Annotated in this window: 11 protein-coding genes and 1 tRNA gene; 6 read left to right on the top strand and 6 right to left on the bottom strand. The window is 68.1% G+C overall.

The window, feature by feature from the left end; genetic code table 11:
* The first annotated feature begins 42 nt into the window (after nt 1–42).
* Together phoU and phoB are read left to right on the top strand one after the other, a co-directional pair.
* The gene (phoU, locus tag ACF66B_RS10575) at nt 43–747 is read left to right on the top strand and encodes a phosphate signaling complex protein PhoU (RefSeq protein WP_111431191.1); all 705 of its coding nucleotides are present in this window, start codon (nt 43–45) and stop codon (nt 745–747) included.
* A 14-nt stretch (nt 748–761) separates the two neighbouring features.
* A complete protein-coding gene (gene phoB, locus ACF66B_RS10570; protein WP_111431192.1) occupies nt 762–1,457 on the top strand; it encodes a phosphate regulon transcriptional regulator PhoB in 696 nt (231 codons plus the stop codon).
* A gap of 28 nt (nt 1,458–1,485) precedes the next feature.
* On the opposite strand, the gene ACF66B_RS10565 is transcribed toward phoB, so the two are convergent.
* A complete protein-coding gene (locus ACF66B_RS10565; protein WP_392662551.1) occupies nt 1,486–2,643 on the bottom strand; it encodes an AI-2E family transporter in 1,158 nt (385 codons plus the stop codon).
* 277 nt (nt 2,644–2,920) lie between these two features.
* On the opposite strand from ACF66B_RS10565, the gene thrS reads away from it, so the two are divergent.
* Nucleotides 2,921–4,891 carry a threonine--tRNA ligase gene (gene thrS / locus ACF66B_RS10560; protein ID WP_111431202.1) on the top strand — a complete coding sequence of 657 codons (1,971 nt, stop codon included), beginning with the start codon at nt 2,921–2,923 and terminating at the stop codon, nt 4,889–4,891.
* 317 nt (nt 4,892–5,208) lie between these two features.
* Here the strand turns inward: thrS and ACF66B_RS10555 are convergent, their stop codons facing one another.
* Both ACF66B_RS10555 and ACF66B_RS10550 read right to left on the bottom strand, forming a co-directional pair.
* The gene (locus tag ACF66B_RS10555) at nt 5,209–6,282 is read right to left on the bottom strand and encodes a trifunctional transcriptional activator/DNA repair protein Ada/methylated-DNA--[protein]-cysteine S-methyltransferase (protein WP_111431193.1); all 1,074 of its coding nucleotides are present in this window, start codon (nt 6,280–6,282) and stop codon (nt 5,209–5,211) included.
* Between the two features lie 101 nt (nt 6,283–6,383).
* On the bottom strand, nt 6,384–6,680 hold the full coding sequence (locus ACF66B_RS10550; RefSeq protein ID WP_392662548.1) for an acylphosphatase: 297 nt from the start codon (nt 6,678–6,680) through the stop codon (nt 6,384–6,386).
* 162 nt (nt 6,681–6,842) lie between these two features.
* On the opposite strand from ACF66B_RS10550, the gene ACF66B_RS10545 reads away from it, so the two are divergent.
* A complete protein-coding gene (locus tag ACF66B_RS10545; RefSeq protein ID WP_162683376.1) occupies nt 6,843–7,154 on the top strand; it encodes a hypothetical protein in 312 nt (103 codons plus the stop codon).
* Nucleotides 7,155–7,242: 88 nt separating this feature from the next.
* Here ACF66B_RS10545 and lipB read toward each other — a convergent pair whose 3' ends face one another.
* Nucleotides 7,243–7,947, bottom strand: coding sequence for a lipoyl(octanoyl) transferase LipB (lipB, locus tag ACF66B_RS10540; protein WP_111431195.1), 705 nt, complete (start codon nt 7,945–7,947; stop codon nt 7,243–7,245).
* A 93-nt stretch (nt 7,948–8,040) separates the two neighbouring features.
* On the opposite strand from lipB, the gene ACF66B_RS10535 reads away from it, so the two are divergent.
* Both ACF66B_RS10535 and ACF66B_RS10530 read left to right on the top strand, forming a co-directional pair.
* The gene (locus ACF66B_RS10535) at nt 8,041–9,513 is read left to right on the top strand and encodes a peptidoglycan-binding protein (protein ID WP_162683377.1); all 1,473 of its coding nucleotides are present in this window, start codon (nt 8,041–8,043) and stop codon (nt 9,511–9,513) included.
* 98 nt (nt 9,514–9,611) lie between these two features.
* A tRNA-Leu gene (locus tag ACF66B_RS10530) sits at nt 9,612–9,698 on the top strand.
* Between the two features lie 191 nt (nt 9,699–9,889).
* Here ACF66B_RS10530 and ACF66B_RS10525 read toward each other — a convergent pair.
* Together ACF66B_RS10525 and ACF66B_RS10520 are read right to left on the bottom strand one after the other, a co-directional pair.
* Complete coding sequence (locus ACF66B_RS10525) at nt 9,890–10,618, bottom strand: response regulator transcription factor (protein WP_111431197.1); 729 nt, start codon at nt 10,616–10,618, stop codon at nt 9,890–9,892.
* A gap of 82 nt (nt 10,619–10,700) precedes the next feature.
* Complete coding sequence (locus ACF66B_RS10520; RefSeq protein ID WP_111431198.1) at nt 10,701–12,224, bottom strand: PAS domain-containing sensor histidine kinase; 1,524 nt, start codon at nt 12,222–12,224, stop codon at nt 10,701–10,703.
* Nucleotides 12,225–12,482 lie beyond the last annotated feature (258 nt).

Genomic DNA, 12,482 nt, shown 5'->3' with positions numbered 1-12,482 from the left:
CCGCGGCCGGAAAAAACGGTCGCGAAAATCAGGATGAACGCCATGTCGTCGCATATCGTCGCCTCCTTCGATGAGGATCTGGTTCAGATCCAGGCCAAGATCTCCGAGATGGGGGGAGTGGCCGAGGAAATGCTCTCGAAGGCTCTCGAATCGGTCCAGAACCGCGATGCGGCCCTCGCGAGCGAGGTGATCGACCGCGACAAGGCGCTCGACGCGATGGAGATGGAGCTCGAGGAGGCGGTGGTCCGCGTCATCGCGCTGCGCCAGCCGGTCGCGAACGACCTGCGCGTCCTCATTGCGGCGATGAAGATCTCCTCGACGCTCGAGCGCATCGGCGATCTCGCCAAGAACATCGCCAAACGCGCCATCCCGCTGTCGGCGGCGCGCCCGATGCGCCTCACCACCTCGATCGCCCGCATGGGCCGCGAGACCCTCGCCCAGCTTTCCGCGGTGCTGAACGCCCATGCCTCGCGCGATGTCGATACCGCGGTCCAGATCTGGAACCAGGACTACGAGATCGACGAGATGTACAACGCTATCTTCCGCGAAGTGGTGACCTACATGGTCGAGGACAGCCGCCTGATCGGTGTCGGCGCCCAGCTCATGTTCATCGCGAAGAACCTCGAGCGGATCGGCGATCACACCACCCACATTTCCGAGATGGTCTACTACATCGTGAAGGGCAACACGCTCGGCGACGACCGTCCGAAGGGCGAGCCCACCGGCGTCAATCTCGTCGCGGGCTGAGGCAGGAGCAAGCCATGTGTGCGAAGGTGCTCGTCGTCGAGGATGAGGAGGCGATCAGCCAGCTTCTCGCCTACAATCTCGGCAAGGAAGGTTTCACCGTTTCGATTTCCGCCGACGGGGACGAGGCAATGATCGCCGTCGACGAGGAGAAGCCGGATCTTGTCCTGATGGACTGGATGCTGCCGAACGTTTCGGGCATCGAGCTTTGCCGGCGGCTCCGCACCGGCAACGATACCCGCGATATCCCGGTCATCATGCTCACCGCCCGCGGCGAGGAGGAGGACCGGGTCCGCGGCCTCGACGTGGGGGCGGACGACTACGTGACCAAGCCCTTCTCCATGTCGGAGCTCGTGGCGCGGATGCGGGCGGTACTGCGCCGCACGGCGCCGGCGCTGGCGGGCGATGTCGCCACCTTCGCCGACATCGTGCTCGACCGGCAGCTCTGCCGGGTGCGCCGCAGCAGCCGCGACGTGCATCTTGGCCCCACCGAATTCCGGCTTCTCGACGTCTTGATGCAGCGCCCGGGGCGGGTCTTCTCGCGTGAGCAGCTGCTCGACCGGGTCTGGGGCCAGGACGTCTATGTCGAGATCCGCACGGTGGACGTCCATATCGGCCGCCTGCGCAAGGCGCTCAACCGCCGCGGCGACCGCGATCCGATCCGGACCGTCCGCTCCTCGGGCTACGCGCTCGACGAGACCTACACCGGCTGAAGCCAGGGGGCCGGGCCCGGCGGCATCGTCAGCCGTCGGCGCCCTCCTCCTCTTCCGTTTCGGCGCCGCGCGCCGAGAGAAAGTGCCCGAGGCCCTCGAGCGCGGGGATGTGCTCGCAGAAGGTGCGCACCACCACGAGGAGCGGGGTGGCCACCAGCATCCCCACCACCGACCAGAGCCAGGCCCAGAGCGTGACCGAGAGGAACACCACGACGGTGTTGAGCCTCAGGCTGCGCCCGACAAACCAGGGCGTGATGAGCTGGCCCTCGATCGAGGTCAGCGCGAGATAGGTCAGCCCCACGGGGATTGCCGCCGTCTGCTCGGGCAGGGTCAGCATGGCGACGACCGAGGAGGCGACGATCCCGATCGCCGAACCCACGTAGGGAATGTAGTTGAGCAGGAAGCCCGCGAGGCCGAAGAGCTCCGGGTTCGGCATGGAGAGCAGCCACATCGAGATCCCGATCGCGATGCCGAGGCAGGCGTTGATGAGGGTGATGGTGAAGAGATAGCGCGAGAGCTTGCGCTCGATGTCGCGCGCGATCGAGATCGCCCGGCGCTTGTCGCGGAAGGTCGGCAGGACATAGACGAGCTTCTCGTAGAACATGTCGCCCGACGCGAGCAGGAAGAAGAGCAGGATCAGCGTGAATGCCCCCTGCGCCAGCACTTCGGGGGCGAGCAGCACGACCTGCGCGGTGATCCCGGGTTCTCGTACGGCCACCACCGGAACATCGGTCGTCTCGCCGCCCTTGGCGAGTTCATCGACCTGTTTCGCCGCCTCGCGGATCTGGTCCGCCGCGCCGAGCATCTGGCTGATCTTGAGGTTGATCTCGCGGCTGATTTCGGGGGCCCGATCGACCCATTCGCTGATCGGGACGGCAAGGCCGAGCGCGCCGATCGCGAGGCCCGCCAGCAGGAGACCGACGATCAGGAAGGCCGAGAGCCCGCTCGGGATGCCGCGCCGGTCGAGAAAGCGGCGGACCGGACTGAACACCATGGTGAGCATGAAGGCCAGCACCACCGGCATCAGGAAGTTCCGGGCGTAGGCGAGCGAGAAGACCAGGAGCAGGAACAGGATGCCGAGCAACGCCCAGCGGATCATCGGGTCTTTCGGCTGTGGCCCGCGCGGCTCCGCCGTCACGTCTGCGGCGTCCGGCTCGGTGAGCGCCACACGCTCAGTCTGATTCATGATGTCCGTTCTCCCCCCAGGGCGCGCAATCCTGTCTGCCTTGGCCTGTCCGCAAGGAGCCCCTCGCGGCAAGCCTTGCACGAGGCAGAAGGCGCGGACAAACGGACGGCGCCGTCGCAGTTAACGCGGCAGGTCGCGAGCCGGTTCCATGATACCCCGGATCGAGGCGCTTGACAGGCCCCTTCAAGCGGCTAAACCGGCGTTTCAACCTGAGATCCGGGCGTGCCGTTGGCGCCAAACCCGAAGGAGTGTGACGATGACCCAGCCTGCCTCCAGCATTCGGGAGGTGTCGATCACGCTTCCCGACGGCGCAATCCGACAGTATCCCGCGGGCGTGACCCCCGCCGAGATTGCCGCCGGCATTTCCAAGAGCCTCGCGAAATCCGCGCTTGCCGCGCGCATCGACGGCAAGCTTGCCGACCTGTCGCAGCCGATCGAGGCGGATGCCGCCATCGCGATCGTGACGGCCAGGGACGAGAAGGAGGCGCTCGAGCTTTTCCGCCACGACTGCGCGCATATCATGGCCCGCGCGGTGCAGGAGATCTGGCCCGACGTGAAGGTTACGATCGGCCCGGTGATCGACAATGGCTGGTATTACGATTTCGACCGCGCCGAGCCCTTCACCACGGACGATCTCGAGAAGATCGAGGCGAAGATGCGCCAGATCATCGCCGCGCGCGATCCGGTCCGGACCGAGGTCTGGCCGCGCGAGAAGGCGGTGGCGCATTACGAGGCGAGCGGCGAGCCCTACAAGGTCGAGCTCGTCGGCATGATCCCCGAGGGCCAGCCGATCCGCATGTACTGGCACGGCGAGTGGCAGGATCTCTGCCGCGGGCCGCATCTGGCCAACACCGGCCAGGTACCGCCGGATGCCTTCAAGCTCATGTCGGTGGCGGGCGCCTACTGGCGCGGCGATTCGAGCCGCCCGATGCTCCAGCGCATCTATGGCGTGGGCTTCCGCACCAAGGAGGAGCTCAAGGCCTATCTCCATCGCATGGAGGAGGCCGAGAAACGCGACCACCGCAAGCTCGCCCGCGAGATGGATCTCTTCCACCTCCAGCCGGAGGCGCAGGGTTCGGTGTTCTGGCATCCGAACGGCTTCCTGATCTGGCGGACGCTCGAAGCCTACATCCGTCGCCAGCTCGATGCCGACGGCTATGTCGAGGTGAAGACGCCGCAGCTCCTCGACGCGGGGCTCTGGGTGCAATCCGGCCACTGGGGCAAGTTCCGCGAGAACATGTTCGTGGTCCCGGACGAGATCCCCTCGACCGACGATGACGCGCCGATCATATCGGGCAAGGGCGACCTGATGGCGCTGAAGCCGATGAACTGCCCGGCGCATGTCCAGATCTTCAAGCAGGGGACGAAATCCTATCGCGACCTGCCGATCCGCATGGCCGAGTTCGGCTGCTGCCACCGCAACGAGGCCCATGGCGCGCTCCATGGCCTGATGCGGGTGCGGCAGATGACGCAGGATGACGCGCATATCTTCTGCCGCGAGGATCAGATCGAGGCGGAGACGAGCCGGTTTCTTGCGCTCTTCTCGCGGGTCTATGGCCACATGGGCATGACGGAGATCTCCTACAAGCTCGCCACCCGGCCGGAGCAGCGGGCGGGCGACGACGCGACCTGGGACCGGGCCGAGGCAGCACTCGCGGCGGCCCTCACCCATGCCGGGCTCGAGTTCGACTATGCCGAGGGGGAGGGGGCGTTCTACGGGCCGAAGCTCGAGTTCCACCTCACCGATGCGATCGGCCGGACCTGGCAGTGCGGCACGTTCCAGCTCGACTACGTGTTGCCCGAGCGGCTCGACGCGAACTACATCGGCGAGGATGGCGCGAAGCACCGGCCGGTCATGCTCCACCGCGCGGTCTTCGGCACGTTCGAGCGCTTCATCGGGCTTGCGATCGAGCATTTTGCCGGCCGCTTCCCGCTCTGGCTCGCGCCGCGGCAGATTGTGGTGGCGCCGATCGTCTCGGAGGCCAACGACTATGCCGAGGAGGTCGTCGCGGCGCTGAAGGCGGCGGGGCTCCGGGCCGAGGGCGATTACCGGAACGAGAAGATCAACTACAAGGTCCGCGAGCACTCGCTCTCGAAGGTGCCGGTGATCCTCGCCGTGGGCCTGCGCGAGGTCGAGGAGCGCACCGTCTCGGTCCGCCGGCTCGGCGACAAGGCGAGCCGGGTTGCGGAACTCGAGGCCATCGTGGCCGAGCTGCGCGACGAGGCAACGGCGCCGGATCTGCGCTGATCCGGCATGGGATTTTCACGGTGAAAACGGGGCGTTTCACCGTGAAAATCTGTTTTTGGCTTTGAAATCATTGGATTTTCGTCGTTAACATATCATGAATCGCCGGCGATGAGGCAAAGGCCCGGTCGCCTCCGGCAGGCAGTGTCGGGGCAGTCGGGCGGCTTCTGCGGGCCCCTTCGGAGAGGGGGCTGTCGTGTGGACCTGGCCGTCTCTGGATATCAGCGCGAAACCCTTCTTCAGATTGCACTTCAGCCGGAAACGGCTCTGATCCGGCCTCTGCGCAGGCCGGGCCATGGGGGGGCGCCGGTGCGGGCGGTTCAGGCCGTGGCGGCTCTCGCGGTGGTTCGCAGGTGGCGCTCGATCTCGATCAGGCGCTGCTTGCGCCAGAGGCCGCCGCCGTAGCCGGTCAGGGAGCCGTCGGCGCCGATGACCCGGTGGCAGGGGATCATCACCGCGATCTGGTTGGCGCCGTTGGCGCGGGCCACGGCCCGCGTGGCCGCGGGGCGGCCGATGCGGCGGGCGATGTCGGAGTAGCTGCGGGTCTCGCCGGCCGGGATCTCGCGCAGGGCTTCCCAGACCTGCCGTGTGAAGGCGCTGCCCGCGAGGGCGAGCGGGGTCTCGAACCGGTCCGCGCGCGCGGCGAAATAGTCGGCGAGCTCGGCCGCCGCCTGTTCCGATGGCGGCATGGCACCGATCCCGATCGCCTCCTTCGCGGCGGCCTGCAAGCGCCTGAGCTCCGCGGGCAGGGCCTTGCGGCCGACGAACTCGAGCAGGTGCAGGTGGCTGCGGCTGCTGACCGCGATCATGTCGCCGAGCGGTGTGGGGATCCAGCTTGCGCGCAGGCGCCGGTCGGGGCGCAGATCGCCGGGGGCACAGCCGAGCAGGCGCGCGAAGGCGGTGCGGAAGGCGCTGGCGGACTCGAAGCTCGCCTCGTGCTGCGCGGTGATGACCTTGCCGCCCGCGGCCAGGGTCTCGAAGCCCTCGCGCAGGCGGCGCTGGCGGGCCATTTCGAGGAAGGTCATGCCGAACTGGCGCTTGAAGCTGCGCCGGACGGTCGAGAGGTCATACCCGAGCTGCTCGATGTGGCTTTCCGACCAGCGCAGGTCGGGCCGCTCGTCGAGCGCGTGGAGGAGCGCGGCGATGGTCGGATCGGCGAGCGCCGCGGCCTGGAGCGGGTGGCAGCGCTTGCAGGGGCGGTAGCCTGCCTCGATGCATTCGCCGATGGTGGCGAAGAAGGTGCAGTTCTCCGGTTTCGGTTTCCGGGCCGGGCAGGTCAGGCGGCAGAATATGCCGGTCGAGGTGACGCAGACATAGGCCTGGCCGTCGAAACGCGCGTCGCGGGCGAGGAGGGCGGCATAGAGGGCCTGGTGGTCTGGGAGATCGAACAGCATGGCGGTCTTCTAGCCTTGCGCGGCCGCGCGGGCCGCCGGTTTCCGGGCGTCTATTCTCTTTTCTCCGGCCATTTCTCCCGCCCGGCGCCTCCTGCCGCGGGTCAGCGGAGGATGTGAAATCCCGGACGCTCCGGCGGGTCGGCGGGGGTGGTCTCGACCTGGGTCACGCGCGCGAAAGCGGGGCCGCGGTGGAGGGCCGCGAGCATGTCCGCAAGCGCCGGGTCGGGGCCGGAAATCAGGGTGCGGACCGCGCCGTCGGGCTCGTTGCGGACCCAGCCGTCGAGGCCGCGGCGCAGGGCTTCCTCCCGGGTCCAGGCGCGGAAGCCCACGCCCTGCACCCGGCCGGTGATCCGCGCCATGCGGGCGGGGGGCGAAGCGTCGTCGCTGCGGGGCGCCATGGGGGGTCTCCTTGCGTTCGGGCGGGCCGATCCTGACGCGGTGTGGCGGGCCTTGTCCACCTTCGGTCCGCGGGTTTGCGGCGGCTTTGGCGCTCACCCCTTGGAACGTGTGGGCCGCTCGCGCGTTTCCCTTGCATGATCCGAAGTCCGAAGGAGGTGCAGATGTTCCGACTGAGACATGTGATCGTCATCATGACCAACGCGGTCCTCGTGGGCGGGTTGCTGATTCTGGTGCTGAGCCTCGGGTTCGTGGGCTGGGCGCCGATCGTCGGCGCCGTCGTGATCGGGTTCCTGCTGAGCTGGCCGGCGGCGCGCTTCGTGAGCCGCTGGATCAAGGAAGAGGACCCGGCCTGGAATGCCGAGAAGGACCGCCCGGTGGCGGCCGAGCGCGCTGCACGCCTCGAGCGTGAGCACGCAAAGCACGAGACCGGCCCGACCAAGGCGGTGATCCCGCCGCAGCCGCGACACGGCTAGGGCCGGGCCGACCGGGAAACGAAGACGACGATCGGGGACCGGCCCGCCAGCCTGGCGCGGCCGGTCCCTTGCTGTCCGGCCCCTGGGGTCAGCTCCGGCCGAAGACCGCGTCGAAGTTCTTCATGAGGGCGACGTCGAGATCGGCCATCGTCACCGGCAGGCCGAGATCGACGAGGCTGGTGACGCCATAGCCGCGGATGCCGCAGGGCACGATGCCGCCGAAATGCGAGAGATCCGGCTCGACGTTGATGGCGATGCCGTGGAAGGTGATCCAGCGCCGGATCCGGACGCCGATGGCGGCGATCTTGTCCTCGGCCTCGCGGCCGTCGGGAAGCGGCGGCTTGTCGGGGCGGCGGACCCAGACGCCGACGCGGCCCTCGCGTCGCTCGCCGGTGACGTTGAACTCGGCGAGGGTGCGAATCACCCATTCCTCCAGATTGCGGACATAGGCGCGGATGTCGCGGCCGCGGGTGTTGAGATCGAGCATGGCATAGGCGACCCGCTGGCCCGGCCCGTGATAGGTGTATTCGCCGCCGCGCTGGGCCGGGTAGACCGGGAATCGGCCGGGCTCGAGCAGGTCGGCGGGATCGGCCGAGGTGCCGGCGGTGTAGAGCGGCGGGTGTTCGAGCAGCCAGACAAGCTCCGGCGCGCGGCCGGCGAGGATCTCCGCCACGCGGGCCTCCATCGCGGCAAGCGCGTCCGGATAGGGCACAAGTGCCTCCGACACCTGCCATTCGGGAGACTGCAGAGCATTTGTCTTTTCTGGCGCGGCGTCCGTAAGGGCCCGGTTCATGGATTAAGTCCTCGGAAACTGACGGGATCGTGATAATATGCTAGCCGTTGGAACGACAGTCATTAACACGAATTCATGGGAGACGATTGGGCCATGCTTAAGAAATCGTCCGTTGCCGCCGTGCTTTCCCTCTCGGTTTCCATCGCCGCACTTCCGAGCGGGGCCTCGGCCGACGGGAGCGCCTTTGTCGGCGGCCTGATCGGCGGCGCGCTGGGGTCGGCGATCGTGAACCACTCGCAGCAGCAACAGCAGAAGCGCGTCTATGTCCAGAAGCGCACGGCGCCGCGCTCGACGGTGAGCAGCTATCAGCGCGAGCAGAACCGCGAGGTGCAGACCGCGCTCAACTATTTCGGCTTCCCGGCCGGCACGCCTGACGGGGTTCTGGGCGCGAATTCGCGGGCGGCGATCCGGGGGTATCAGTCGTTCATGGTCTCGAACTACGCGCCCTACAACGTCTCCTATGGCGCGACGGGGCTGCTTTCGGAGCCCGAGCGCATCCTGCTCGTCTCCTGCTACCAGCGTGCGATGGTGGGCGGGGCCTATGTCGGGCAGCGCATCGCCACGCGCCAGATGGGGCCGCGCGGCTTCCTGCTCGACTGCCGCGACGATCAGTATGGCGGCGGCATGCAGGCCAGCGCGCCGCAGGCCCAGCCCGCGCCGATGCCCGCGCAGCAGGCGGCCCCGATGGCGCCGGTCGCTCCGGCGGCCCCGGTGATGGAGGCCGCCGCACCGGCGCCGGTCGCGCCCGCGCCGGCCGCGGCGCTGCCGGTGGCGGCCGCCGCTCTCGCGGTTGCCGCAGCACCCGAGCCCGAGGTCGAGGCGCCGAAGCCCGGCGGGGCGATGCCGAACTTCCTCCGCGGCTCCGGCAGCTCGATGGGAAGCTTCTGCAACCGCGTCAGCATGACGACCGGCACCAATGGCGGCTATGTCACCGCCGCCGCGATGACCGATCCGCAGCAGGCGCTGGGCGAGCAGTTCTGCCTCGCGCGGACCTATGCGATGGAGCAGGGCGAGAGCCTCGCCGCCGCGGTGCAGGGTTTTTCGATGGCCGAGATCCAGGAGCAGTGCGAGGCCTTCGCGCCGACGATGACGGAATACCAGGCCCGGCTCGTCACCCAGTCTCCGGCCGAGGCCGGGGCGGCGCTGCAGAATTTCGTGGTCTCGACCGGCGTCTCGCCGACGCAGCTGAGCGGCAATGCGCGGATCTGTCTCGGGATCGGCTACAGCTCCGACAATGCCGAGCTCGCGCTGGCCTCGTCGATGATTCTCGTCGGTCTCGGCGAGGAGGCCTATGCCGAGCTGCTGGGCCATCACCTGATGAACGGCTTCTCGACGCCCAAGCGGCCCGACCGGGCGGACCAGTGGTACGGGATCGCGATCGACGCGCTTGATTCGGGGGCGAGCCCGCTCGTTCCGGCGAGCGGCACCGGCCGGACCGAACTGCTGCGCGCCGCGGTCGCGGGCGAATCCGGTATGCCCGCCCAGCCGGTGCTGAAGGACGCCTCGGCCAACCCCGGCGAGGCCAAGGCTTTCCTCATGCCGATGGGCGGAGCCTCGTCGAACTGAGCGGAAAAAGGGTGGCGCAAAGGAATTTCACTTTGCGCCATTTTCCTGCGTTTCCGGCCTTGTGGGGGGCAAAAGCCTTTGCTAGAAGCGCCCGCAGTGCGGCTGTGGCGGAACTGGTAGACGCGCAGCGTTGAGGTCGCTGTGGGGTAACTCCCGTGGAAGTTCGAGTCTTCTCAGCCGCACCAATTCCCCTGCAGCGGAATTCAGGTGCGATGCACGACGGGGCTCCTACCAGGCCCCGGATCGCCGCGGCGGTGAGCCCGGCAAGGGGCGCCAGCGGCGCCCGCTCCTTCCTCTCCAGAAAATTCCCGCTCCGGAAAATTCGGGTTTCCGCGTGGTGCCGCGGCGCCGGCTCCGGCCGCCTCGCGCCGGAGGTTCAGGTCTCGGTGGCGGCGAGCCATTCGACCTTCGGGGCGAACATGTAGCCCGCGCCGTAGATCGTCTTGATGATTCTCGGGTTGCGCGGATCCTCGCGGAGCTTGTTGCGGAGCCGGGAGATGCGCACGTCGATGCTGCGGTCGAAGGTGATGGTGGCCGACATGCCGTCGCCATCCATCAGCGTCTCGCGCGAGAGCACGCGCTGGGGCAGGGAGACGAGGGCGCGCAGGAGGCGCACCTCGCTGCCGCTCAGCTCGATCTCCTCGCCATCGGGCGCGGTCAGCCGGTGGCTGCGGAAATCGACGGTCCAGCCGGAAAAGCGGGCGATCTCGGCGCCGCGCTCGGCGGTGCCTTCGGCGCGGCGCAGCACGGCACGCGCGCGGGCCACCGCCTCGCGCGGGCTGAAGGGTTTCACCAGGTAGTCGTCGGCGCCCATCTCGAGGCCGAGCACGCGGTCGGTCACCTCGGTCCAGACGCCGCTGATGATGATGACGGGGATGTTCTCGCTGTGGAGCCGGCGCGTCGCCAGATCGAGGCCGGGTCCGTCGGGCAGGCGCATGTCGATGAAGCAGAGCGCCGGGCGGACCTGACTCAGGCGGCGCTCGAAGTTGCGGATGAGCCCGAAGGATTCGACGTCGAACCCGTGTTCGCGGAAGGTCCGGACGAGTATCGTGGCGAGGTCGTGGTCATCCTCGAGAATGAACACCAGCGGCTGTCGTGTCTGCATGTCCTGGCTTTTCTCCCCCCGGGTGAGTCTTTTGTTTTTCTTCCGGCCACTCTGGCGCCGGAGCCCCGACTCATGGCGTATATCATGCTGCGGAATCCTCGATGGCGCAAATCAGCTTGTCCGGGAGGAACGGCTTGTTGAGGAGGGGGAAGGCGGCCCTGTCGGTTTCGGCATCGGCGTCGTCGACTTCCGCAAATCCCGTCATCAGGATGACGCGGAGCTCCGGGCGGAGCCGGACGGCCTCGCGGGCGAGGCTGAAGCCCGACATGCCGGGCATCACCACATCGGAGACGAGCGCGCGGAGATTGTCGAGCGCGCCGACGAGCGGCAGGGCCTCCTCGCCGCTCTCGGCCTCAATCACCGAATAGCCGGCGCCGGCGAGCTGGCGGCGGATGGTGCGGCGGAGCTCGTGATTGTCATCGACCAGCAGGACAAGGCCCTGGCCCGGCTGGGTCGCATCGCCCGCCGCTGCGGCGGAGAGCTGCCGTGACGCGGCGTCGGCGGCGAGGATGGGCAGGTCGAGCATGAAGCGGCTGCCCTTGCCGGGGCTGCTGTCGACGGCGATCGTGCCGGCGGACTGGCGGATGAAGCCCCAGACCATGCTGAGCCCGAGGCCGGTGCCCTGGCCCGCGCCCTTGGTGGTGAAGAAGGGTTCGAAGATCTGGCCGAGGGTCTCCTCGCCGATGCCCTCGCCGGTGTCGGAGATGGTCACGCCGACGAAATCGGCGCCGCCGCGCGGCGAGGGGTAGTCGATCTCGATGCCGATCCGGCCGCCCTGCGGCATGGCGTCGCGGGCGTTGAGGCAGAGGTTGAGCAGCGCGGTCTCGAACTGGCCGCGGTCGAGATGGGCCAGCGGCGGCACGCCGCGGCATTCCATGCCGACGCTGATGTCGGGGCGCAGCGTGCGCCGGAGCAGGCGGAGCATGTCGGTCACGCAGGCCTCGACATCGATCGCTTCGGGGCGCAGCGGCTGGCGGCGCGCGATGGCGAGGAGCTGGCCGGTCAGCCGCGCGCCCTGCTCGACCGCATGGATCGAGGGTTCGAGATATTCCTCCCGAATGGCGGCCTCGCCGACCAGATCGCGCAGCGGCACGAGATTGCCGTAGATCACCGCGAGCAGGTTGTTGAAATCATGCGCAATGCCGCTCGCGAGCTGGCCGACCGCGTCCATCTTCTGCGCCTGGAGCAGCGCGGTCTCGGCCTCCTTCTCGCGCGTCACGTTGAAGGAGCAGACATAGAAGCCCGCGACCCGGCCGTCCTCGGAGATGTCGGGGCGCAGGAAGGTGCGGATGGTGAGCTGGCGCCCGTCGGCATGGCGCCCGGGGTGGATGAAATCCACCGCCTTGCCGCTGTAGGCGGCCTCGAAGAACGGATTGCCAAGCTCCAGCGTGTCCTGCCAGATGAATTCGTCGGCGTGCTTGCCGACAATGCTTTCGGGGGTGAGGCCGTAGGCGGCGGCAAAGCGCTGGTTGGCGAAGCTGTAGAACCGGTCCGGATCGACATAGGCGATGCCGATCGGCAGCTTGTCGGTGATGATCCGCAGGAGGGTGTCGTCCCGCCGGCTGGCGGGGTCGTCCACCGTATCGGTCCGGGAAGGTCTGGGCATGCCTCTTGCGCTCCGCTTGCTGTCTCGCCTGCGAGGCTAGCGCGGTTTCGGGCGCCGGGAAACGTGCCCGTTGCGACGAATACAATTCGTTAAAGTCTGGCAAATCTCGCGCAACCTTTGCGGGGCAATCAGGGCTCACGCAACGAAACGTTGTGGTGGCCCGGGCCCGGGGCCGGTCGCGTCCGCACGGACATCCCCAGATCGTGCGGACGCGGCCCACTGGGCCCCCGGAGCTGCCCTGCGCCCAAAAAGACGAAC

Source organism: Amaricoccus sp. B4 (assembly GCF_043226085.1).
Lineage (GTDB): Bacteria > Pseudomonadota > Alphaproteobacteria > Rhodobacterales > Rhodobacteraceae > Amaricoccus.
The sequence above is the reverse complement of the archived record's forward strand: the minus strand, read 5'-3'. Positions and strand labels throughout refer to the sequence as shown.

What these genes read in the sequence shown, in the direction of transcription:
- ACF66B_RS10565 (WP_392662551.1), bottom strand. Translation starts at nt 2,643, where the DNA reads ATGAATCAGACTGAGCGTGTGGCGCTCACCGAGCCGGACGCCGCAGAC.
- lipB (WP_111431195.1), bottom strand. Translation starts at nt 7,947, where the DNA reads ATGAACCGGGCCCTTACGGACGCCGCGCCAGAAAAGACAAATGCTCTG.
- ACF66B_RS10520 (WP_111431198.1), bottom strand. Translation starts at nt 12,224, where the DNA reads ATGCCCAGACCTTCCCGGACCGATACGGTGGACGACCCCGCCAGCCGG.
- ACF66B_RS10545 (WP_162683376.1), top strand. Translation starts at nt 6,843, where the DNA reads ATGTTCCGACTGAGACATGTGATCGTCATCATGACCAACGCGGTCCTC.
- ACF66B_RS10525 (WP_111431197.1), bottom strand. Translation starts at nt 10,618, where the DNA reads ATGCAGACACGACAGCCGCTGGTGTTCATTCTCGAGGATGACCACGAC.
- phoB (WP_111431192.1), top strand. Translation starts at nt 762, where the DNA reads ATGTGTGCGAAGGTGCTCGTCGTCGAGGATGAGGAGGCGATCAGCCAG.
- ACF66B_RS10535 (WP_162683377.1), top strand. Translation starts at nt 8,041, where the DNA reads ATGCTTAAGAAATCGTCCGTTGCCGCCGTGCTTTCCCTCTCGGTTTCC.
- phoU (WP_111431191.1), top strand. Translation starts at nt 43, where the DNA reads ATGTCGTCGCATATCGTCGCCTCCTTCGATGAGGATCTGGTTCAGATC.
- ACF66B_RS10550 (WP_392662548.1), bottom strand. Translation starts at nt 6,680, where the DNA reads ATGGCGCCCCGCAGCGACGACGCTTCGCCCCCCGCCCGCATGGCGCGG.
- ACF66B_RS10555 (WP_111431193.1), bottom strand. Translation starts at nt 6,282, where the DNA reads ATGCTGTTCGATCTCCCAGACCACCAGGCCCTCTATGCCGCCCTCCTC.